General features: G+C 60.1%; 17 protein-coding genes, 1 tRNA gene and 4 pseudogenes. 15 read left to right on the top strand and 7 right to left on the bottom strand.

What is annotated here, in order from left to right; genetic code table 11:
- The first annotated feature begins 115 nt into the window (after positions 1-115).
- The 8 genes and pseudogenes from ORD17_RS12985 to eno all read left to right on the top strand — a co-directional run bounded on the left by ORD17_RS12985 (position 116) and on the right by eno (position 5,707).
- Positions 116-379: a hypothetical protein gene (locus ORD17_RS12985; protein ID WP_308390120.1), complete on the top strand. Its 264-nt coding sequence runs from the start codon at positions 116-118 to the stop codon at positions 377-379.
- A gap of 127 nt (positions 380-506) precedes the next feature.
- A pseudogene (locus ORD17_RS12990) lies at positions 507-719 on the top strand (phosphate acyltransferase); the annotation flags it as partial.
- Positions 720-835: 116 nt separating this feature from the next.
- Positions 836-1,105: a hypothetical protein gene (locus tag ORD17_RS12995; RefSeq protein WP_308390126.1), complete on the top strand. Its 270-nt coding sequence runs from the start codon at positions 836-838 to the stop codon at positions 1,103-1,105.
- Positions 1,106-1,328: 223 nt separating this feature from the next.
- Positions 1,329-1,649: a hypothetical protein gene (locus ORD17_RS13000; RefSeq protein WP_308390121.1), complete on the top strand. Its 321-nt coding sequence runs from the start codon at positions 1,329-1,331 to the stop codon at positions 1,647-1,649.
- Entirely contained in the window at positions 1,573-2,022 is a 450-nt protein-coding gene (locus ORD17_RS13530) for a PfkB family carbohydrate kinase (RefSeq protein WP_374693419.1), read from the top strand. The genes ORD17_RS13000 and ORD17_RS13530 overlap by 77 nt, the downstream gene beginning before the upstream one ends.
- Positions 2,023-2,034: 12 nt before the next feature.
- Positions 2,035-2,955, top strand: a pseudogene (locus tag ORD17_RS13010) (aldolase).
- Between the two features lie 6 nt (positions 2,956-2,961).
- Positions 2,962-4,428 (top strand): pyruvate kinase, encoded by a 1,467-nt coding sequence (pyk, locus tag ORD17_RS13015; protein WP_308390123.1) that lies wholly within the window; start codon positions 2,962-2,964, stop codon positions 4,426-4,428.
- The gene (gene eno / locus ORD17_RS13020) at positions 4,412-5,707 is read left to right on the top strand and encodes a phosphopyruvate hydratase (protein ID WP_308390102.1); all 1,296 of its coding nucleotides are present in this window, start codon (positions 4,412-4,414) and stop codon (positions 5,705-5,707) included. The genes pyk and eno overlap by 17 nt, the downstream gene beginning before the upstream one ends.
- 20 nt (positions 5,708-5,727) lie before the next feature.
- Here eno and ORD17_RS13025 read toward each other — a convergent pair.
- Positions 5,728-7,109, bottom strand: a pseudogene (locus tag ORD17_RS13025) (dihydrolipoyl dehydrogenase).
- A 97-nt stretch (positions 7,110-7,206) separates the two neighbouring features.
- On the opposite strand from ORD17_RS13025, the gene glgP reads away from it, so the two are divergent.
- Positions 7,207-9,732 carry an alpha-glucan family phosphorylase gene (gene glgP, locus ORD17_RS13035; protein WP_308388774.1) on the top strand — a complete coding sequence of 842 codons (2,526 nt, stop codon included), beginning with the start codon at positions 7,207-7,209 and terminating at the stop codon, positions 9,730-9,732.
- Positions 9,733-9,769: 37 nt separating this feature from the next.
- On the opposite strand, the gene ORD17_RS13040 is transcribed toward glgP, so the two are convergent.
- Positions 9,770-9,845 (bottom strand) — tRNA-Ala (locus ORD17_RS13040).
- Positions 9,846-9,934: 89 nt separating this feature from the next.
- Here ORD17_RS13040 and ORD17_RS13045 point away from each other — a divergent pair.
- From ORD17_RS13045 to acs, 4 genes are all read left to right on the top strand, one after another.
- A complete protein-coding gene (locus ORD17_RS13045) occupies positions 9,935-11,371 on the top strand; it encodes an exonuclease domain-containing protein (RefSeq protein WP_308388775.1) in 1,437 nt (478 codons plus the stop codon).
- Between the two features lie 63 nt (positions 11,372-11,434).
- Complete coding sequence (locus tag ORD17_RS13050) at positions 11,435-11,683, top strand: hypothetical protein (RefSeq protein WP_308388776.1); 249 nt, start codon at positions 11,435-11,437, stop codon at positions 11,681-11,683.
- A 3-nt stretch (positions 11,684-11,686) separates the two neighbouring features.
- Positions 11,687-12,691, top strand: coding sequence for a L,D-transpeptidase (locus tag ORD17_RS13055; protein WP_308390118.1), 1,005 nt, complete (start codon positions 11,687-11,689; stop codon positions 12,689-12,691).
- Positions 12,692-12,784: 93 nt separating this feature from the next.
- The gene (gene acs / locus ORD17_RS13060; RefSeq protein WP_308390119.1) at positions 12,785-14,716 is read left to right on the top strand and encodes an acetate--CoA ligase; all 1,932 of its coding nucleotides are present in this window, start codon (positions 12,785-12,787) and stop codon (positions 14,714-14,716) included.
- Positions 14,717-14,721: 5 nt separating this feature from the next.
- On the opposite strand, the gene ORD17_RS13065 is transcribed toward acs, so the two are convergent.
- Positions 14,722-15,123 carry a DUF4168 domain-containing protein gene (locus ORD17_RS13065; protein ID WP_308388779.1) on the bottom strand — a complete coding sequence of 134 codons (402 nt, stop codon included), beginning with the start codon at positions 15,121-15,123 and terminating at the stop codon, positions 14,722-14,724.
- Positions 15,124-15,336: 213 nt separating this feature from the next.
- Between ORD17_RS13065 and ORD17_RS13070 the strand changes: the two genes are divergently transcribed.
- Complete coding sequence (locus ORD17_RS13070) at positions 15,337-16,533, top strand: Bcr/CflA family multidrug efflux MFS transporter (RefSeq protein ID WP_308388780.1); 1,197 nt, start codon at positions 15,337-15,339, stop codon at positions 16,531-16,533.
- A 56-nt stretch (positions 16,534-16,589) separates the two neighbouring features.
- Here the strand turns inward: ORD17_RS13070 and ORD17_RS13075 are convergent, their stop codons facing one another.
- From ORD17_RS13075 to ORD17_RS13085, 3 genes are all read right to left on the bottom strand, one after another.
- Positions 16,590-17,210: a ferritin-like domain-containing protein gene (locus ORD17_RS13075; protein WP_308388781.1), complete on the bottom strand. Its 621-nt coding sequence runs from the start codon at positions 17,208-17,210 to the stop codon at positions 16,590-16,592.
- 85 nt (positions 17,211-17,295) lie between these two features.
- Positions 17,296-17,985, bottom strand: coding sequence for an anti-sigma factor domain-containing protein (locus tag ORD17_RS13080; RefSeq protein WP_308388782.1), 690 nt, complete (start codon positions 17,983-17,985; stop codon positions 17,296-17,298).
- Complete coding sequence (locus ORD17_RS13085; protein WP_308388783.1) at positions 17,972-18,523, bottom strand: sigma-70 family RNA polymerase sigma factor; 552 nt, start codon at positions 18,521-18,523, stop codon at positions 17,972-17,974. Before ORD17_RS13085 ends, ORD17_RS13080 begins: the two co-directional genes overlap by 14 nt.
- Before the next feature lie 150 nt (positions 18,524-18,673).
- Here ORD17_RS13085 and ORD17_RS13090 point away from each other — a divergent pair, with 150 nt between their 5' ends.
- Entirely contained in the window at positions 18,674-19,258 is a 585-nt protein-coding gene (locus ORD17_RS13090) for a hypothetical protein (protein ID WP_308388784.1), read from the top strand.
- A 14-nt stretch (positions 19,259-19,272) separates the two neighbouring features.
- Here the strand turns inward: ORD17_RS13090 and alaS are convergent.
- Positions 19,273-21,914 (bottom strand): annotated as a pseudogene (gene alaS / locus ORD17_RS13095) (alanine--tRNA ligase).
- Positions 21,915-22,000 lie beyond the last annotated feature (86 nt).

Consider the following 22,000-nt stretch of genomic DNA (forward strand, 5'->3'; position numbering starts at 1 on the left):
CCTATACTTTCCGCGTGGAAGGCCACGGTCTGACTTTGGAGGAGCACCATGGAAGCCTGCCATTGCGCTCACGTCAGCTGGAAGGCTGAAATGCTCAAAGTAGGGGAGCTTATTGGTGAGCACATCGGAGATTCACATGCCGTTTCCTCATTTTGACGCGATCTTGCAGCAGGTAGCGCCGCTCGACGACATTCCGGTGGCGGTGGTGGATGCCGGCCAACGGGAAGTATTGGAAGCGGCCTGTGCCGCCAGGGCACAAAGCATCATCGAGCCCATTCTGTTGGGTAGCGCGCACAGATCCGTGCATTGCTGGAGAATCTGCGACAGGAGACTGGTAACTGTCCATCGTTTCGCATTATTGACGTCCCCCAAGCAGTGAGGCGGGCAGCGGAAGAGGCGGTACAGATGGTCGAACGCGGCGAAGCGGCGGCCATCATGAAAGGCCACATCCACAGCGATGCCTTTCTCCATCCCATCCTCGCCAAACTGCGCACCGATCGCCGTTTGTGTCCCACATCTTTGTCGCCGAGCTGGAAAAGCTACACACAAACCCTTGCTCATCACCAGATGCGGCGATCAACATCAGCCCGGACCTACTCAGCAAGGCAGCGATTCTGCAAAACGCAATCGATCTCGCCCGGATCCTCGGTGTCGAGCAGCCCAAGGCAGCGGCGTTGTCCGCAGTGGAGACGGTGAATCCCGCCATCGCTTCCACCGTCGATGCCGCCTGCCTGGCCAAAATGGCAGAGCGTGGGCAGATCCAGCACGCCATCGTCGATGGGGCCCCTGGGCCTTCGATAATGCCATCTCCGCCCATTCAGCCGAGGTCAAAGGAATCTCTAGTCCGGTCGCTGGCGAGGTGGATATCCTGCTCGTGCCGGATCTGGTTTCCGGCAACATCCTCGCCAAGGATCTGGAATATCTGGCCCATGCCAGCCTGGCGGGCATTGTCATGGGGCCAAGGTGCCGATCATCCTCACCTCACGTGCCGATCCCCGCGCGCACGCCTGGTTTCCGCCGCCCTGGCCGCCTCCTGCACTATGCGAGAAGTCCAAATGAGCCCGCAAAACGCCGAGTGCCATCCCTGTCAACATCGTCACCCTGACCCTGAATCCGGCGGTGGACGTCAGCTATGAATTTGCGCAGTTGCTCCCCGATCAAAAAACCCATGCCAGCAGTACGCTTCGATCCTCGGTGGTAATGGCATCAACGTTTGCGCGTGCCTTGAAAGAGCTCTTCGGCTCTGTGCGCACAGTTGCTGCGTGGTCGCCGGACATGTGGGCCGCCTCCGCAACGTTGTTGCGCCACAGCCTGGACGATCCCACTGTGTGGAAGTGATCGGCGAAACGCGGATCAATGCCACCCTACTGCAACAAGACCCCGCGGTGCAGTACGAGGTGACGGGACAGGGTCCGCTGCTTTCCTCCTTGGTTCTCGAAGAGGTGCGCAGCAAGGTCTGCAGTCTGGCCGACATTGGCATTGCCGTGCTCACCGGTTCCTGCCACCCCGGCGTGCCGGCGGATTTTTTATGCGCAGCTCATCGAACAGCTGCGGCAGCAAAGGGCCAGGGTCATCCTCGACGCCAACGGCGAAGCCCTGCAACGGGGCATCGCCGCCAAACCGTTTCTGATCAAGCCCAACGCCCATGAATTGCGCCAACTTAGCGGCAAAAGTCTGAGCACTCGCGAGGAGATGATCGCCGCGGCCCGCCAGGTACAACAACAGGGCATCGATTACGTCTGTGTCTCCCTTGTGGCGAGGGCGCCCTGCTCATCGGCTCCGAGCAGAGCTTCTTCGCCAATGCGCCACGCATCCAAATCCGCTCCCACCGTTGGCGCTGGCGATTCAATGGTCGCCGGGCTGGTAGCGGCTTTCGCGCAAGGCAACGTCCGGAGGAAGCCCTGCGCCTTGCCGTCGCCTGCGGTAGTGCGACGGCGGCACAGCCGGGCACCAGCATTTTTCACCACACAACGATCTAGACCCACTTCTGCGGCAGATCGAGGTGGAGATCTCGTACCCTGAAAGGAGAACGCCATGCAACAGCAACGCAAAGCTCCCATTGGTATCAGCCGGGAGGCCAGCCGACGCTGGCACAGGAAAACTATGAAACGGATTACCCAAGGCTCCGGCCGATTGTTCCTGATGGCTGGTGACCAGAAGGTCGAACATCTGAATGATGATTTCGTGGGCGGTAACGTCGCCGCCGCGGACGCCGATCCAGAACATCTTTTTCGCATTGCCAGCCAGGCGCCCATTGGCTGCTTCGCCACCCAGCTCGGACTGGTGGCGCAGTATGGAGGGGACTACCCCGAGATTCCGTACCTGCTCAAGCTCAACAGCAAGACCCATCTGCTTTCCGGCGCCGAACACGATCCCCGCAGTCGTCAGTGGCAAAGCATGGCGCAGGTCAAGGAGTTCATGCAGCATGCCGGGGTGACGATCGTGGGTGTGTGGCTACACCATCTATCCTGGCTCGGAATTTGAAGCGGAAATGTTGACGGAGGCCGCGCAACTCATCCACGATGCCCATAGCCTCGGTCTGTTGGCGGTGATCTGGGCCTATCCGCGCGGAAGAGCGGTGGGTAAACGGGAACACGATCCACATCTGATTGCCGGGGCCGCTGGGCTGGTCGCCTGCCTGGGTGCGGATTTCGTCAAGGTCAACCCACCACTGAATGCCCAAGGTGAGGCCGAGGCCAAGCTATTGGGCGAGCGGTTGCCGCCGCCGGACGCACGCAGCTGGTCTGTGCCGGGGGCTCGGAAGTCAGCAGTGCGGACTTCGTCCGCCGTCTGGACGAGCAACTGCGCGACGGGCACACGGCGGGCTGTGCCACTGGCCGCAATGTCCACCAACGCAGTCAACCAGAAGCTGTCGCCCTGTGCCGGGCCATTCACAGCTTGGTGGTCGAGGATCGCGGCCTGGACCATGCCTTGGCATTGTTGCACGAGGGCTGAGCGCGCATGGGTCATCTGCCGCGCCAGAAAAGCAAGATCGTCTGTACCATCGGTCCGGCCTCTGATCGCGTCACCGTCCTCGAGGCCATGCTGCGGGCCGGCATGGACGTCGCACGCATCAATCTCGCCCATGGCAGCATCCCCGAGCATGCCCAACGCATCCAGCGCATCCGTAGCGCCAGCGCGCGGATCGGCAAACGGGTAGCCATCCTCGCGGATCTGCCGGGGCCCAAGATTCGCATCGGGGCATTGCCGCAGCCCCTCCAGCTCAAAAAAGGTCAACGTCTGCGTCTGGGGGCGGGACCCTACCACGAAGAGCAGGGGCAGGCCTATTTGCCTCTGGAATTGCCGGAACTCGCGCGTCCTTTGCGCAAGGGAGATGATGTCTTCCTGGCCGACGGCTTCCTGCATTTGCGCGTCGAAACAGAGGAACAGGGGATACTGCACTGCCGCGTTGTGGTGGGCGGCGAGTTGCGCTCCCACAAGGGCGTCAATCTGCCCGGCTTGCTGCTCGCCGGCACTGCGCTCACGCCGCACGACCAGGACTTGTTGCGCGCCATTCTGCCTCTGGAGGTGGATGGGATCAGCGTTTCCTTCGTCGAGTCGGCCGCCGAGCTGGAGCAGGCCCGTCGTATAGCCGCGCAACAGGGTCAGGAGCCGTTTCTGGTGGCCAAGATCGAGCGTCAGCGCGCCCTCCGCAATCTGCCAGAAATCCTCGCGGCTTGCGATGGGATTATGGTGGCGCGCGGCGATCTGGGGGTGGAGATCCCGATCCAGAGCATTGCCCGACAGCAGAAAGAACTCATTCACCGTGCCCGCGCTGCCGGCAAGGCAGTCATCACCGCCACACAGATGCTGGAGTCGATGGTCAACAACCCCCGTCCCACCCGCGCCGAGGTGAACGACGTCGCCAACGCCATCCTCGATGGCAGCGACGCCGTGATGCTCTCGGAGGAGTCGGCCATGGGCAACTATCCGCTCGAAAGCGTGCGCATGATGGCGCGCATCGCTGCCGACATCGAAGGCTCGGGCTTCAACGCCCGAGAGCTCAGCTGTCAAAAGAGTGAAAAGGCAGCCGTGGAAGCGGTGATCGCCTGCGACGTGCACGCGGCAACCGCAATGTTGAAGCCGCAGTTCATCGTCACCCCCACGGAAACCGGGGCTACCGCAGCGCGCATCGCGCGCCTGCGGCCGCCGACCTGGATCCTTGCCCCCAGCCGTCACCCGGCAACCTGTCAGCGTCTGTGTTTTTACTCGGGGGTCTACCCGATCTTACTCGACCCAGGCTCTGGCAGCTGGGAAAGCGCCATACGCCGCTGGCTGCTCGACAACGGCTGGCAACAGGGCCACATCATTCTCACTCAGGGTCCAAGCCAAGGTCACCCGGGTGGCACCAATAGATTGGAGATCATCGACCTCGCGGTATCCGATTCCCCCCCAAAGCAAGGAGACAATGATGGAGAGCCTGATTGAAGACATCACCGCTCGCGAAATTCTCGACTCGCGCGGCAACCCCACCGTCGAAGCGGAGGTCTTATTGACCGATGGCAGCCGCGGACGGGCCGCGGTGCCCTCGGGTGCCTCAACCGGCAGCCGCGAGGCCCTGGAGTTGCGCGACCAGGACCCCAAACGCTTTGCTGGCAAAGGGGTGCGGAAAGTCATCGAGCACATTGAAGAAGAGATCGCCCCCAATCTGATCGATCTGGACGCGAGCGCCCAAAAAATGATCGACGATACCCTGCTCGGCCTGGATGGGACTGCCAACAAATCTCGCCTGGGGGCCAATGCCCTGCTCGCCGTATCCCTGGCCTGCGCCCGCGCTGCCGCCGAGAGCAAGGATCTGCCCCTCTATGCCTATCTCGGTGGCCCTGCTGCCTCCCGCCTGCCGGTGCCCTGCCTCAACGTCCTCAACGGCGGCGTCCATGCCCACTGGCAGGGGGCGGATTTTCAGGAAACCATGCTGGTGCCTTTTGGCGCCGATTCTTTCCGCGAAGCCATCCGCTGGGGCGCGGAGGTCTATCACGCCCTGCAAAGTCTGCTTCTGGAAAGACACCTGAGCGTTGGCGTGGGCGACGAGGGCGGCTTTGCCCCGGCGGTGCAGTCTAACCACGAAACCCTGGATCTGCTCGTCGCTGCCATTGAAAAGGCCGGCTTCGTCCCGGGGAAGGATTGCGGCATCGCCATCGACCCGGCTTCTTCGGAATTTTATCGAGATGGCTTGTATCAGCTGCACACCGAAAAGCGTGCCATCAGCAGCGAAGAGATGATCGAATACTACAGCAAGCTGGTGGATGACTATCCCATCGTGCTGTTGGAGGATGGCCTGGCCGAGGACGATTGGGATTCCTGGAAACAACTCAACGCGCGGCTGGGCAGTCGCATCGAGCTGGTGGGCGACGATATCTTCTGCACCAACCCGGAGATCATCGCCCGCGGGATCAGGGACAACATCGCCAATTCCGTGCTCATCAAGCTCAATCAGATCGGCACCGTCAGCGAGACCTTCGCTGCCGCGCGACTGGCCCAGTTCCACGGTTGGGGGGCCTTCGTTTCGCATCGCTCCGGGGAAACCACCGACGATTTCATTGCCGACCTCACCGTGGCCCTGGACAGCGGTCACATCAAATCCGGTGCACCCTGCCGCGGCGAGCGCGTCGCCAAGTATAACCAGCTCCTGCGCATCGAAGAAGAATTGGGCACTGCCGCCACCTACGCTGGCGCCCAGGCCTTCGTCCGTCCGGCCATCCGCTGACAACGCGGCCGCTTAGCGCCTCAGAAGAGGCTACGGGCGGCCTTGCCAATGCCCTCGGCGGACATAGGATGCTGGTCGGCAAAACGGGCGAGATCATAGGCCGTCGCCCCCAGGCTTAGCGCCGTTCCCATCTGCCCAATAAGGCTACCGGCATCGATGCCGACGATCCAGCCCCCCAGCAGGCGCAGGGAGGAAGGCTCGAAGAACAAGCGAATCTCTCCCTCCAGGCGCTCCAGGATCTGCGCCCGGGAGTCTTCGGCGAAATCATAGCGGCCCACCAATAGCTCGCGTCCTTCGGCCTTGGCTGGGGTAACGCCGATATAGGCCGCGGCCGGGAGGGTGAAGATCGTCGTTGGCACGTTGTAGAAGTCCGCGTAATCGAGGGGCTGATTGCCGCCCAGGATATTATGGGCGGCAACCAGAGATTGCCGTACCGCTGCATGAAAGAGCGGCACCCGACCATTGACGTCACCGGCGGCGTAGATATGCGGATAGCGGGTCTGCAGGGAAGGCCCAACGCGGATGCCGTGTCGGTCAAATTCGATACCGATCCCTTCGCAACCCTCGGGAATCACTGGGGAACGCCCCACCGCAAGCAGCACCGCCTCCGCCTCGGCACTTTCCTCCTGCCCGGACCGTTGCCAAACCACCCGACGCAGCGGACCTTGGGCCTCGATGCGCTGCACATCGACATCGGTCAGGATCCGCAGCGCCGCCGGCAACAACGGCTGGAGAAGGGCCACCATGCCCGGGTCCATGCCGTTCAGGATCTGTCCGCCCTTCTGCAAGAGCGTCACCTGGCTACCCAGCTCGGCAAAGAAAGACGCCGTTTCCAGGCCAATATAGCCGCCACCCACTACGATCAGGCGCTTGGGCAAATTGCGCAGGACGGGATCCGGTTTATAGAGATCATGACTGGTCAGACAATGCTCGGCCCCGGAATGGGAGGTACGAAAACGTCTGAACCGCTGGCAATCAGGATGTGATGGCACTGGATTTTCTCGCTACCGCGCTCATCATCGATCTGCACGGTATGGGGATCCAGAATGCGTGCCACCCCCTTGCGTAGCTCGATACCGGGTTGTGCAGCAAGCTCCTGTGCGTGCTGGGCATAGCGACGTTCCTGCACCCGGTCCTTGTGCTGCACGATGGCCGTATAGTCCGGCGCCAGCCGCTCAGCCAGCCCAAGCTGCGTACCAAAGCGCCCCAGCGCGCCAGCCAAAGACGCCATCTCCCGTACCGCCTTGGATGGCACACAGCCCTCATAGAGACAGTTGCCACTCATCACGCCTTTGGGGTCGACCATGAGTACCCGATGTCCAACCCGCGCCAGACGAAACGCCGCCGGATACGCCGCACCGCCGGCCCCAATACAAAGCAGATCCACCACTGTCTCACCCATATCTGACCTCCTGATCCAATTATATACTTGTCAGTATAGTTCGCCGCTGCGGATGGGCGAATGGTCTACAATGAGGTAGCGGAGCCGGAGGACGCGCATGAATATCACCCCATCGTATGTCTTGCCCCAACTGCCGGAGGCACTGGACGGGCTCATCGAACTGGCCTTGGATCTGCGCTGGTCTTGGAGTTATCACAGCGACGTCCTCTGGGAGCAACTCGATGGAGAACTCTGGAGCCGGACCCGCAACCCCTGGTTGCTGCTGCAGAATCTGGATGCAGGCAAACTCGATGCCTTGGCCAGCAACGAGGCGTTCCTGGCTCAGCTGCAGACGCAATTGCAATACCACCGCCAGGAGAGCCGTCGGGAAAGCTGGTTTCAAAAAAATGTCCCCGCGGCACAGCTGCAACGCGTCGCCTATTTCAGCATGGAGTTCGGTCTCTCCGAGGCCCTACCCATCTATTCCGGGGGTCTCGGGATTCTGGCTGGCGACGTGCTGAAAACTGCGGGCGACCTGGGCGTACCCATGGTCGGCATCGGCATCCTCTGGCAGCAAGGCTATTTCCGGCAAAGTCTCGACGACTGTGGCCGCCAACTGGAGCTCTACCCCTACAACGATCCTACCCAACTTCCCGTTCTCCCGGTGCGCGATCGGGAAGGGCAGTGGCTTCGTATTGAATTGCCCTTTCCCGGTCGTACCGTCATCCTGCGTGCCTGGCAGGCCCAGGTCGGTACCGTCCCGCTCTATCTTCTGGACAGCAACGATCCCCTCAACAGCCCCGCCGACCGGGGTATTACCGCCGAACTCTATGGCGGTGGCCCAGAAATGCGTTTGCAGCAAGAGATCTGCCTGGGCGCGGGCGGTTGGCTGCTGCTGCGCCATCTCGGCATGGAGATAGAGATCTGTCATCTGAACGAAGGGCATGCCGCCTTCGCCATCCTGGCGCGCATCCATAGTCATATGCGCGATCATGGCAGCGACTTCCAGTGTGCCTTGAACGCCACCCGCGCCGGCAACGTCTTTACCACGCACACGCCAGTAGCGGCTGGCTTCGACCGCTTCGCGCCGGAACTCATCTCCCGCTATATCGAAGGCGCACCCAAGATCTTTGGCGTTGACCTGCAGCAGATCCTGGCGCTCGGCCGGGCCAATGCGGATGACCCCCGGGAGCCTTTCAACATGGCCTGGCTGGCCATCCACGGCAGCATCCACGTGAATGGCGTCAGTGCCTTGCACGGGAAAGTGAGCCAACATCTTTTTCAACCACTTTTTCCTCGTTGGCCGGCCGATGAAATCCCGGTATGCGGCATTACCAACGGCGTCCATGTTCCCTCCTGGGATAATGCTGAGGCCGATGCCCTATGGACAAAACACTGCGGCACTGAGCGCTGGCTGGGTGATTTACAGCAAATCGCTGTACACTTTCGCAACGTGAGCGATGCGGAAATCTGGCAACTGCGGGCACAAGGGCGCAAAGGACTCATCGAATTTGCCCGCAACCGCCTGCAACGACAGCTGGCCATGGCGCATCGTCCACAGACAGAAATCGATGCCGCCGCCCTCGTTCTCGACCCCAACACCCTGACCATCGGCTTTGCCCGCCGTTTCACCGCCTACAAGCGTCCCAATCTGCTGCTCAGTGATCCGGAACGCCTGTATCGCATCCTTAGTGATCTCCGTCATCCGGTGCAACTCCTGATCGCCGGTAAGGCGCACCCACGGGACGGTGACGGCAAGGCCATGATCCAGGAATGGACCCAGTTTCTCCGCCGCCATCCCGACCTCTTCCACAAGGTCGTCTTCATTGCCGACTACGATATGCTCGTGGCGGCACAACTGGTGCAAGGGGTGGATGTGTGGATCAATACGCCCCGACGCCCCTGGGAGGCCAGTGGCACCAGCGGCATGAAAGTTCTCGTCAATGGCGGTCTGAATTTTTCCGAACTGGACGGGTGGTGGGCAGAAGCCTATAGCGACGCGGTCGGCTGGGCCCTGGGCGACCGCCACGAACACGATGCCGATTTGGCCTGGGATCGGCAAGAGGCCGAACAGCTCTACCAGACCATTGAGCAAGAAATCGCTCCGCTTTTTTATCAAGGCCGTGACGAGAGCGGCTGTCCCTGCGCCTGGGTGGAAAAGATCCGCACCAGCATGGCAGAGCTCACTCCGCGCTTCAGCAGCCATCGCATGCTCCAGGAGTACGTCGAAGAACTCTACCTACCCGCCGCCAGGCGGCTGCGCCAACGTTCTTCACTGGAACAATTGCAGAGTATCTGCGCTTGGCAGAACCATCTGAAGGCGCATTGGCACGGCCTGCGTTTTGGCGAACTGCACGTTGAGGAAATCGGCGAGGAATATCAGTTCCAGATACATACGTACCTGGACGACATCCCCGCGGAAATGATCAAGGTAGAGTTGTTTGCCAATGGTCTCGAGGGAGCCGGCCCGGAACTGCATCCAATGCAGCGCTCCGAGACCCTCACTGGCGCCGTCAACAGCTACAATTATCGCTGCAACATCGCCAAGCGTCGTCCGGTTTCCGACTACACCCCACGGATCGTTGCGCAGCATCCGCTTTGTCAGGTGCCCCTCGAAAACAACGCGATTCTTTGGTACCGCTAAAGAAAAAGGATCCGGAACTTTTCCGGATCCTTTGGTTTGGTGGAGCTAAGCGGGATCGAACCGCTGACCTCTTGAATGCCATTCAAGCGCTCTCCCAGCTGAGCTATAGCCCCAATTTCTGGTCGGCGTACTATTCCAGAAGACGCCTCTCCTGTCAACCGCAGCCTATGAAGATCCTCGCAAAGCACAATAGAATGGACCCATGAAACATCTTTCCACCTCGCTCAATCGTTTGCTCGCTGAACTGGAACAACCCATCGTCTGCCTGGATCTGGAAACCACTGGCGGGCGCCCCCAGCAGGACCGCATTCTCGAAATCGGCATGGTGACCCTTACGCCTGGGCAAGAGCCGCAGCAATGGGCGCAGTTACTCAATCCCGGTTGCCCCGTTTCCCCCTACATCACGCAGTTGACGGGGATTCATCCCAATATGCTCCGCGATATGCCACGCTTTGAGGAAATCGCTGCAAGCCTGGCGCTCCGCTTAGAGGGGCACATCGTGGTCGCCCACAACGCACGCTTCGACCTCGCTTTTTTGCGCCAGTCCTTCCAGCGCGTTGAGATCCCTTTCCAAGCGAAGGCGATATGCAGCGTCAAACTCTCGCGGCGACTTTTCCCCCAAGAAACGCGACATGGTCTGGACGCCATCATCGATCGACTGGAAATCCCCTGCCGCAATCGTCATCGTGCCTTGGACGATGCGCGAGTCGTTGCGGAATTTCTCCGCCGCCTCGCCGACGAGCGTTTGCCCGAGGTCGTGCAAGCCTGCAAACTGCAATGGGAGCAGGAATGTCTACCTCCCAATCTGGATGCAGAATTCCTTCGCAGTATTCCCAATCGGCCGGGAGTCTATCTGTTTTTTGGGAGCGGTGAGATTCCTTTGTACATTGGCAAGAGCATCCACCTACGCAAACGAGTCCTGGAGCACTTCCGTAATGATTTCCGCCACGACCGCGAAATGCAGATTGCGCAGCAGGTGGAGCGCATTGAATGGCTGGAAACGCAGGGCGAGTTGGGCGCACTGCTGCTGGAATCGCGTCTGGTGAAAGAAAGAAATCCTCTCTACAACCGCCAGTTGCGCAGAAAAAAGGAGCTATGCACCATCGTTTGGGCCGGCCCAGGGAGCGCTGCACCACAGATCCGCTGCGGCGAAGAGATTCGGCCAGGGGTCTGCCACGGAATTTTCGCCAATCGCCGCAGCGCGAAGGCCGCACTCAAGCGTCTGGCACAAGAATGGGGACTTTGCGATATCCGCTTGGGCTTGCAAAAAGGCAAAGGCGCCTGTTTTGGTTTTCAAATCAAACGCTGTCGTGGCGTATGTGCCGGCCAGGAATCTGCGGCGGAGCACGATGAACGTCTATCTGCCGCCATGCAGATTTTGCAAATCCAACATTGGCCTTTTTCTGGGCCCATCGGCATTCCCGAGGAGGACAATAGCGCCTCTCTCCATGTTTTTGATCACTGGTGTCATATGGGAATCGTACGAGAAGATAACGGAGTAATAGAACAATTCGCGGATTCGGCCAGCTTCGATACCGATACCTATCGAATATTGCTTCGCTATCTCCATCACTCTCCCCAACAATGGAGGCCATTGGATCAGGGTTGGCGACAACGCACAAGACAAAGATCGATCTAAGGGAACCAATCTGCATCCAAAATGGTCAACAGATCGTCATTCATAACCCCAAGGAACGCCGCTATGTTTGGATTCGGAAAGGAAGAAATGCCAGCTGTCAACTGCCCGGCCTGTCAAAGCGCCATGCAGGACATGGGTTCGCACGGAATCCGCATGGGCGGGTTGACTGGAATTCTTGGGGCAGGCGCCGCGTTGGTCGGCGGGCAAATCGCCGATGACGCAGAAGAGGCCTTTGAGAAGAAAATGGCGGTGCGAGTATTCGTTTGTCCGCAATGTCATGAAGTATCCCTAAAATATCAGGGTGGACTCTGAGCCTTGGCTTTGCCTGCAACATCTGGCCTGCTTCGCAGGCGCCTGCTGACCCTGTGCCTGTTGCCAGTGCTGGGAGGTTTCGCCAGCAACAGTTTTGCCGCAGGAAATCTTGCGAGCAACGCCAATGCCTGGCAGTGGGTGTGGCAACAACTGGCGCGCTACGGCTACGTTCATGTGGTCTATGGTACTTATATGGGACGCTATGGCGCGCTACGCACGGTCGCCGCCTGGGATGTTTCCGTTCCACAAAAATTGCAGGATTTATCGAACCGCTGGGGCTATTCTGCATTGAACCCGGAATTCCGCAGCGGAGTCATTCAATTTGAACGAGTCAGTAAGATCCTGCCCACCAATGGCATCTCCCGGGGACGGGCGAATGCCACCCTGATTGCTCGGCTGAAGGCGGGGCATATCCCCTACAACCCCTATCCGTTTCAGTGGGTCGAGGTTCGCAAAGATCATCATCCCGAGCAGCTGCGGATCTGGCAAGTGCCGCCCTCCTCGGCAACTGACCTGCATTGGCGGGGTCACTGGGGATATCATTCCGTGGTCAACACCGGCGTGTTACAGTCTACGCCAGATGGGACTTGGCCAGTCTATCAGCGCCTTGCCGACACGACGATGCACGGCACTTTTCCCATCCGCGTCACGAAGACAAAATATCTCAGCCTATCGCCAGATCAACGCGGACATTATCACGGTCATCTGGTCTACTGGCAGAAATATGTCGCTCCCAACGTCCGATTTGTCAATTACTTTTACGATGGCCGAGCGATCCACTTCTACCCGCGCAAGAGTTATGGCTGGCCACAAAGCGCCGGATGCGTAGAAATGCCCTATAAAAATGCGAAGCACTTGTTTCACCTTTTGCATTATGGGGATTTGGTATCGGTAGTCGGGCATTATCAGCCTGCCTCGCCTCCCCGGCAGAAACTGCTGCTTGCGGAGGAGCAGCTGCGCAAAAGAATCCTGCGAAGCATCGCAGAGCAGGTGTCCAGCTCTGCGTGACCCAGTGAATTGCTGCAGTCCGCTCCCGTTTGCCAGTTGCCGGCAGAGGTCTTACCATCGCTCCATAAGCCAGCAGCAGCGATGACGACGATCATGACTCAATCTATCGATTCCCATCTCAACGAAGAGCGTCTTTTCCCGGTCCCCGAGGCATTCGCCGCCCGGGCGCATCTCGATCATGGCGAATACCAGCGTCTGCAGGCAGAAGCGGAACGAGATCCTGATGCTTTCTGGGGCGCTCTGGCGCGCGAACACCTGCTCTGGGAGCAGCCATTCTCGCAGGTGCTCGACGGGCGCGAGGCGCCTTTCTACCGCTGGTTCGCCGACGGCAGCCTCAATGTCGCAAAAAACTGCATCGATCGTCACCTGCACGGAGCGCAGAAGCACAAGGCAGCGTTGATTTGGGAGGGAGAGGATGGCAGCGTCAAGACCCTGACTTACGCGCAACTGCACCGCGAGGTCAACCTCTTTGCCAATGCCCTGCGCGCCGAGAAGGTCGAGGCCGGGGATCGGGTCGTGATCTACATGCCCATGGTTATCGAAGCGGTAGTGGCGATGCTTGCCTGCGCGCGTATCGGTGCTGTGCACTCCGTGGTGTTCGGTGGATTTTCCGCCGAGGCACTCAAGGATCGTCTGGAGGACACCGGTGCCAAAGTTCTGCTCACCGCCGATGGCGCCTATCGTGGTGGCAAGATCGTCCCGCTCAAACGCCATGCCGATCAGGCCCTATTGCGCGAGCACGAACACCAGGTGGAACGGGTCATTGTCTTGCAGCGCACCGGCACCGATATCGACATGCTCGACGGCCGCGATCTGTGGTGGCACGAGGCAGTCGCCGGGCTGTCGGCCCACTGTCCTGCCCCCGCCTTCCCCGCGGAGCATCCCCTCTTCATCCTCTACACCTCGGGCAGTACCGGCAAACCCAAAGGGATTCTGCACAGCAGTGCCGGTTACCTGCTCTGGGCGAAGCTCACCAGTCATTGGTCTTTCGATCTAAGAGATGACGACGTGTATTGGTGTACCGCCGATGTCGGATGGATCACTGGGCACAGCTACGTGGTTTATGGTCCACTGGCCAATGGCGCCACTGTCTTTTTGTATGAAGGCGCACCCATGTACCCGCAACCCGATCGCTTCTGGTCGATGGTCGAACGCCACGGCATCACTGTCCTCTACACAGCGCCGACGGCAGTGCGCGCCTTCATGAAGATGGGCGATGCCTGGGTCAAGAAACACGATCTCAGCAGCCTGCGATTGCTTGGGAGCGTGGGCGAACCGATGAATCCCGAAGCCTGGATCTGGTACCGCGACGTCATTGGCGGCGGGAAATGCCCCATCGTCGATACTTGGTGGCAGACCGAAACCGGCGGTCATATGATCGCCCCACTGCCGGGTGTCAGCGCCAACAAACCCGGCTCTTGCGCCCTGCCCCTGCCCGGAATTTCCGCCAAGGTGGTGAATGAGCAGGGTGAGGAAATCCATGCCGCCGACCAGGGGGGCTATCTCGTCATCGATCGCCCTTGGCCGGGCATGCTGCGGGGCATCTGGAGCAATCCCGAACGCTACGCGCAGACCTACTGGGGGAAGTTCGCCAATCGCTACTACATTGCCGGCGACAGCGCCCGTCGCGACAAGGATGGCTACTTTTGGGTGATGGGCCGCATCGATGATGTCCTCAATGTATCCGGCCATCGCCTCGGTACGGCGGAGATCGAATCTGCCCTCGTTTCCCATCCCGCCGTCGCCGAGGCTGCCGTAGTCGGCGTTCCGCATGAGATCAAGGGAGAAGCGATATCTGCCTTCGTGATCCTCAAGGCCTCCCACCAGGGAGACGATCATGATCAACTGAGCGCGGCGTTACGCGCCCAGGTGACTGACCTGATTGGCGCCATCGCCCGTCCCGACGACATCCACTTCGTCGACAGCCTACCCAAAACCCGCTCGGGTAAAATCATGCGCCGGCTGTTGCGCGCCCAAGCTCGCGGTGAGGAAATCACCCAGGATATCAGCACCCTCGAAGATTGAGCAGATCATCCCAAGCCGTGCAAGGCCGCTTCGGTCCGCTTGGCAAAAGCTGGATCGGTCTCGGCCTTTTTTAGCAACGCCTCATATTTTGTTGGCGTCAGCTGATGCTGCGCAAGAATTGCAGTAATTTGCTTGTCATAGCCCTCTAGCTTTTGATGTTTTTCTTTTTCACTCATGCTCTTGCTGGAAATGACGGTATGCGCCTGCATATCGATAGGTTGAATTTCCTTCACTGCCGCGGCGAAGTGATGCAGCTCCTGCTGGTCCACATGCAGCTTGACAGGAGATTGTACCATCGGCTCAGCAGGCGTCGTCTGCGCTGGCATCTCGGTACTGGCCAATGCCCAAGTGCTACCACAAATCAAAGTCGCAGAAGACAAAACACCAACAATAATTTCCTTCTTCATGATCTCTCCCGTTTAGAACACGGCAAAAATAGTGAAGCCAAACCCTAACAAGGATAATCATCCATTGTCAAAACTGAATTGTTAATTGTTATATATCATGAGAATGTTGCAAAAATTTTTATCCCCCAAATTACGCAAACACATGGGCTTGATCGCTCTGGCTGCCGCCATAATGCTGCGTTATCATCGCCCTTTCCTACTGGGAGCAAAGCTGTGACGGAAAACTTTCACCCGCGGCGCAGTGTATTTCTTCTCGGCAGCCTCAGCGCCTTCGGCGCGCTTTCCATCGACATGTACCTGCCCAGTTTGCCGACACTACAACAGCATTTTCAGGTCAACCAACTTGCCATTCAGCTTACCCTAGCCGCTTTTTTTCTCGGATTTTCTGGGGGCCAAGCGATCCTCGGTCCCATCAGCGATCGTTTCGGCCGCCGCCCTCCTCTGCTACTCGCGCTGGCGCTCTATATGGCCGCTTCCATTGCCTGCGCTTTTGCTCCCAGCGCCGCCTGGTTGGCGTTCTTTCGCCTGCTGCAGGGCATCGGGGCGTGCTCAGGGCCGGTCATTGGCCGCGCATTGGTACGCGATCTCTTCCCGCCGCAGGACGCCAGCCACGTCTTTGCACGGATGATTCTGGTCATGGGGGTGGCTCCCATTTTTGCACCCCTCCTTGGCGGCTATCTGCTCCTCTGGTCTGGCTGGCAAGCAATCTTCGTCCTGCTGGCGGTCCTCGGGCTCCTGAGCCTGCTGGCCAGCGCCCTGCTCCTGCCTGCCGGCCATCGCGGAGATCCCGCGCATTCGCTCCACCTGTATGCCATTGTCGCGCGCTTCTGGACCCTGCTTCGTGATCCGCGCTTTCGTCCCTACGCCATCATTCTCGCCGCGAGTTTTTCCGGCATGTTTGCCTACATCGCCGGTTCCCCTTTCGTATTCATCGAGTTACACAAAGTGCCAGCGCATGATTTTGGTTGGATCTTTGGCTTCAATGCCCTGGGCCTGATCCTTCTCTCGCAGTTCAATCGCTTTCTGCACCGACGTTATTCTTCGCGTTCTTTGTTACGGACGACCCTATTCATTCAATTCGGCGCCGCAGTGTTCCTGCTTTTTGCCAGTCTCCTACCACAAACGGGCCTTGCAGGCCTCATCGTGCCGCTGTTCTTCTATGTCGCCTCGATTGGTCTGGTTTCCCCGAACAGCAGCGCCTTGGCCATGCAAGAGCAAGGAAAACAGGCGGGCACCGCTTCCGCCCTGCTTGGCAGCCTGCAATTCGCCAGCGCTGCCGTCGCTGCCATGGGCGTCGGCTTGATCGACATCCCCAGCGCCCTGCCCATGGCCCTAGTGATACTCCTATGCGCGACGATTGCGGCATCCGCTGGGCTAACCCTGCGCAAATCCGCTCATTTTCCCGGGTAGCGTGGGCCCCGGACAACAAAAGAGGCGCCGCAGCGCCTCTTTTTCACCACGCTACTTCAGTCATTCGGCATGGCCGAGATAAACGCAGCGGGCACCGGATTCATCCCCAGAGCGTAGCGTAGGGTGGCAAAATGCATCGCCTCGTCACCTTCGATGTTGGCTGCGGCGTGGGCCAGCTCGGGATTGCTGAACTGTTTCACCGCCCCCAAATACGCTTTGGCGGCGCCGATTTCCAAGCCTGCGGCAAAATGCAGCACATCGGCCTGATCCTTCAACTTGTCGACAGGGAAACCCCACGCCTTGGCCAAATCACCCATGGGAGCGGTAAGCGGTAGCTTTGCCGCGACTGGCTTACCACCCATCTTCCGGATCGTCTCAGCGAGTACGTCCGCATGCGCTTCATGATCCTTCTGGAATTCCAGGGCCAGTTTGAGTGGACCTGGCTTCAGCAGCTTACTGTCGGCACCCACCTGGTACGCCGCAATCGCCTGATGTTCGGCATTCAAGGCAAAATTGAGGATACCCAGATCGTGGCTTTCACTGTTCGCAGACATCCCAGCGGCCCGCGCCGTAGCTGGCAAAACCAGATTTCCGGCGGCGGCCAAGCCCAAACCAAAAAGGGCACTTTTTTTCAGAAAATCCCGACGATTTGCGCCGTCTTGCTCATTTTTCTGCATGATATTCTCCTGCCTGTGACGAAAAAAGAGTGATGAATCGTGTCATCACAGTCTAGTACGCACGGCGCGGCCCTGCGGATGCATCCTAACCGCGGATCAGCGTCGCCTGGAGCAGAATGGGTCCGGTGGGTTGCCCGGTAGGAGAACCGCCAGCGGGCTCCATGGTCACTGCCAACAGGCGGGCATGGGAAAGGTTCATATGGTCCGGCACCGGCAGCACCGGCGTCTGCCCGGCGCGCATCGGCAACAGGCCCATCGAGACGGGTTTCTTACCGGGCACGATGGCCCACAGCTGCATGGATTTGTCCGGGGGAATCTGGGTGTTTCGCAGAGTGACCAAGCGCATGTGATGCGCACTCGCGTGGAACACCCAGGTTGCCTGTCCCTGGCCATTGTTGACGACTGCCAGCATGGGCATTTGTGGCGCACTGGGCCACAACCAGGTGATCACCAGCACTATCGCCAGCGCCCCACTCAGGCCTTGCCATAGGCCAAGGCGGCGCCACCAGGGCAAATGCGACGATCCAGACCAGGCGTCGGTCGGTCTAGGCAACTGCGCGCGAATTCCCTGCCACACCCGCTCTGGCGCCGGCTGCGGGCGCGCAGGAAGCAATGCAGGCAAGAGCAGATCCTCCCAGCGCTCCACCATCTGCGCAAGGACGACATCCTGCTGCACGAGGCGCGCAAAGCGGAGTCGCGCCCTTCCCCGCAGGCTGCCGATCACATACAGCGCCGCCAGTTGCTCGGCAAGCTGTGCATGGTTACGTAGATTCATGCTGCAAACAGTCCCGCAAAAACAATAACCCCCTGCGAATCCAGCTCTTCACCGTCCCCAGAGCCGCTCCGAAGTGCTTGGCCACCTCTTCGTAGCTCGCGGCACGATAAAAGGCTTGCACGACGGCCTGACGTTGCTCCGCCGTCATCTTCTGCAAACAATCCTCCATGCGCTTGCGCTCGGCAGGATACAATGCGGCCTCATTGTGCACGGCTCCCCATTCTTCCCGCTCCCAGTCAGGCTCTTCCCAGCCAGGCTCGTCCTTGGGCATGCGTCGCAACAGATCGATCGCCTGGTAGCGCACGATGGCCGCCGCCCAGGCCATGGGAGAGCGCCCGGCGCGGTATTCGGATGCCTTGAGCCAGATCTTGAGGAAGGCATCCTGCAAACAGTCTGCCGCTCGGCCATCTTCTCTTAAAATACGCAAAGCGACAGGGTAGAGATGCGCGGACGTCTCCCGGTAAAAACGCTGGAAAGCCTGCTGATCGCCACGCGCAACAGCAAGTAGCAGCTGCTCCAGCTCAGCCGTATCGATCATCAGGCGTTACGGGACAATTCATGATTTCTCACACTTTTGCATTCGCACCTTTCCGCCGCAAAGTCGTAAGCTGGCCGGTAGAGTCTGGCTGGAGAATAGCGCAGAGTAGCAGCGCTTGACTACGAGTGGGACGCAACTGGAGAGAGCATCATGAAAAAGCAGAAGAGAATTTCCCTAAGAAATGGCCTATTGGGTATTGCAGCTCTGGGCTTGAGTAGCGCGGCGATGGCCAACCCCATCGATCTGCAACTGAACATCGGCACGCCGGCGTACTACCCGCCTGCGGTCGTCGCCACTCCGCCGCTGATGGTGTGGCTACCCAGTCTGGGCGTCTATGCGGCCTACGGCAGCTCCCAGCCCATTTTCTACAGTGGCTCCAGCTACTACTATTTTTACGGCAATCGTTGGTGGGCAGGTCCAGCCTATCGTGGGCCGTGGCGCCCCGTTGCGGCGCCGCCCCCGGGATTGCAGCGCTGGCATCCTGGCGATTGGCAGCGGGTACAGAACGAGGCCCACTACCGCGCGCGCGACCCGCATTGGCGGCATTTCCGGCCACAGGCTAGGCCCCAGCCGCCCATCCCCCAGCAGTACCGGCCACACGGACCGGAACAGGGTCCCTATCACCCGCAACCAGGTCCACGATATGAACATGGCCCCGACCATGGCAACCCAGGTCGCGGAGATCATGGACACGGAGATCATGGGCCGGGCGACCAAGAGCCTGGCCGCCCCTAACAGAAGTCACTTCCTCAAGAAGCCATCTTCTCGTTCAACCAGGTTCTTGCCTCGGCCATCGCCGCGTCCAGCCCTTCCGCTTGCGCGGCGCCCGCCTGCGCCATGTCCGGTCGTCCGCCACCTTTACCTCCCAGCGGTTTCGCAAGCACATTCACCAGCTCACCGGCATGGACCTTGCCGTGCAGGTCCTTGCTGACTGCGGCCAGAAGAGAGACCTTCTCGTCCGCCACACCAGCCAGCACGATGATGCCGGAGCTGATTTCCGAACGGAGACGATCGAGCACCTCGCGTAAGGCCTTCGCATCCATCCCATCCAGGCGTTGCAACAGGACCGGCACATCCCGAATGCGCTCTACCCGCGCGGCCAGATCGGCACCTGCGGTGGCGGCCAATTCCCGCTTGCTGCGCTCCAGCTCCTTCTCCAGTTGCCGCAGGCGCTCCAGGGTCTGGGCGAGCCGCTGATCCAGCTCCGCAGGCGCGGCTTTGAGCAACGCCGCCGCCCCACGTAGGCGTTCCTCATCCTGTTGCACACTGCGTAAGGCGGCTTCCCGGCTACCGCTTCGATACGGCGAATCCCCGCCGCAACGGCGGACTCGCTCAGGATCTTGAAGAAGCCGATCTCCCCCAGGGCAGCGACATGGGTGCCACCACAAAACTCCAGCGAGTGCTCCCCCATCAGCACCACGCGAACTTCCTCGCCATATTTTTCCCCAAAGAGGGCCATGGCACCCAGGGCTTGCGCCTCAGCGAGGGGCAATACTCGCGTTTCGGCCTGCACATTGGCACGAATCGCAGCGTTCACCTCGCGCTCGATGGCCTGTAGTTCCGCCGACCCCAGGGGCTCCGGATGGCTGAAGTCGAAGCGCAGACGCTCGGCATTCACCAACGATCCCTTTTGCTGCACGTGGCTGCCCAGACGGCGACGTAACACGGCATGCAGAAGGTGCGTCGCCGAGTGGTGGGCGGCAGTGGCGGCACGGGCAACGGGATCGACCGCTGCCTGCAGAATCTCACCGACGCGGATGCTGCCACGTTCCAGGGTGCCGATATGCACGTGCTGGCTGGGTACCGGCTTTTGCGTGTCGGTCACGGAAAACAGGACTTCCTGACCGTGGAAGAGCTTGCCGCAGTCACCCGCCTGCCCGCCCGATTCGCCATAGAAAGGCGTCTGATCGAGGATGATCGCGGCGGACTCGCCCGCCTGCAAGCTATCGACGCAGGCGCCATCCCGGACCATTGCGAGCACCTTCCCGGCGCCGTCGCAACCGCCATAGCCGAGAAATTCGGTGGACGGCAGTTGCATGGCGAGATCGTGATAGATCTTTTCCGCCTTCACCGCGCCGCTGCCGGACCACGCCGCACGGGAGCGTTCGCGCTGCTCCGCCAGCGCCGCATCAAAGCCCGCCATGTCCATCTCCAGCCCACGCTCACGGGCGATATCCGCCGTCAGATCGACCGGAAAGCCGTAGGTATCGGACAGGCGGAAGATGACTTCACCGGGGATGGGTGCCCCCACCGGCAGCTTGGCAATGGCCTCGTCGAGCAGATCCAGCCCGCGCTGCAAGGTCTCGCGGAATTTTTCTTCCTCGCGATGCAGCTGCCGCTCGACCTCGTGTTGTGCCTGGCGCAGCTCCGGGTAGGCGTCGCCCATGCTGGCAACCAGCGGCGCCACCAGACGGTAGAAAAATGCGTCCTCGATGCCAAGCTTGCGCCCATGCCGCACCGCACGGCGGATGATCCGCCGCAGCACATAACCGCGACCTTCGTTACTCGGCATGACACCATCGGTGATCAGGAAGCTGCAGGCACGGATATGATCTGCCAGGACCCGCAGACTGGTGTCGCCTTCGGCACTGCTGCCATAGGGCGTGGCGGCCAGCTCCGCCGCTGCCGCGATCAGTACCTGAAAGATATCGGTGTCGTAGTTATTGTGCACACCCTGCAGGACCGCCGCCAGACGCTCCAGACCCATGCCGGTGTCGACCGAAGGTTTGGGCAAGGGCGTGAGCTTGCCCGAGCTGTCCCGGTCGTACTGCATGAAGACCAGATTCCAGATCTCGATGTAGCGGTCACCGTCGGCCTCCGGGCTTCCGGGCGGGCCGCCGGGGATTGCCGGACCGTGATCGTAGAAGATCTCCGAACAGGGACCGCAGGGGCCGGTATCGCCCATACTCCAGAAGTTGTCCTTGTCGCCGCAGCGGGAGAAGCGCGCAGCGTCGATCTTCATCTCGTTCAGCCAGATCTCGGCCGCTTCGTCGTCCTTGTCGTGAACCGTCACCCAGAGCTTCTCGGCCGGCAGGCCCAGGGTTTGGGTGAGAAAACGCCAAGCGAACTGGATGGCTTCCCGCTTGAAGTAATCACCAAAAGAGAAATTGCCGAGCATCTCGAAGAAGAAAGTATGGTGACGCGCCGTATAGCCAACGTTTTCGAGATCGTTGTGCTTGCCGCCAGCACGCATGCAGCGCTGGGTGGAGACTGCCCGAGTATAAGGGCGCTGCTCCAGCCCAAGAAAGGTATCCTTGAACTGCACCATGCCGGCGTTGGTGAAGAGTAGCGTCGGGTCATTACGCGGCACCAGAGGACTGCTGGGGACGACCTGATGCCCTTGGCTGGCAAAAAACTGCAAAAAGGCGCTACGGATGGCTGCTGACTTCATGTGATCCCTGAACGATACTCGGCGGGGCTCACTCCCCATCCGCAAAACAAATCCTCTTGGGCCAAAGCCTTACGAATCAGGTCGGG

The sequence above is a fragment of the Acidithiobacillus sp. AMEEHan genome, assembly GCF_030996345.1.
Taxonomy (GTDB): Bacteria; Pseudomonadota; Gammaproteobacteria; order Acidithiobacillales; family Acidithiobacillaceae; genus Igneacidithiobacillus.

Excerpts from the sequence above, each read along its gene's own strand:
- pyk (WP_308390123.1), top strand. The coding sequence starts at position 2,962 with ATGGGTCATCTGCCGCGCCAGAAAAGCAAGATCGTCTGTACCATCGGT.
- eno (WP_308390102.1), top strand. The coding sequence starts at position 4,412 with ATGGAGAGCCTGATTGAAGACATCACCGCTCGCGAAATTCTCGACTCG.
- glgP (WP_308388774.1), top strand. The coding sequence starts at position 7,207 with ATGAATATCACCCCATCGTATGTCTTGCCCCAACTGCCGGAGGCACTG.
- ORD17_RS13045 (WP_308388775.1), top strand. The coding sequence starts at position 9,935 with ATGAAACATCTTTCCACCTCGCTCAATCGTTTGCTCGCTGAACTGGAA.
- ORD17_RS13050 (WP_308388776.1), top strand. The coding sequence starts at position 11,435 with ATGTTTGGATTCGGAAAGGAAGAAATGCCAGCTGTCAACTGCCCGGCC.
- acs (WP_308390119.1), top strand. The coding sequence starts at position 12,785 with ATGACTCAATCTATCGATTCCCATCTCAACGAAGAGCGTCTTTTCCCG.
- ORD17_RS13065 (WP_308388779.1), bottom strand. The coding sequence starts at position 15,123 with ATGAAGAAGGAAATTATTGTTGGTGTTTTGTCTTCTGCGACTTTGATT.
- ORD17_RS13075 (WP_308388781.1), bottom strand. The coding sequence starts at position 17,210 with ATGCAGAAAAATGAGCAAGACGGCGCAAATCGTCGGGATTTTCTGAAA.
- ORD17_RS13080 (WP_308388782.1), bottom strand. The coding sequence starts at position 17,985 with ATGAATCTACGTAACCATGCACAGCTTGCCGAGCAACTGGCGGCGCTG.
- ORD17_RS13085 (WP_308388783.1), bottom strand. The coding sequence starts at position 18,523 with ATGATCGATACGGCTGAGCTGGAGCAGCTGCTACTTGCTGTTGCGCGT.
- ORD17_RS13090 (WP_308388784.1), top strand. The coding sequence starts at position 18,674 with ATGAAAAAGCAGAAGAGAATTTCCCTAAGAAATGGCCTATTGGGTATT.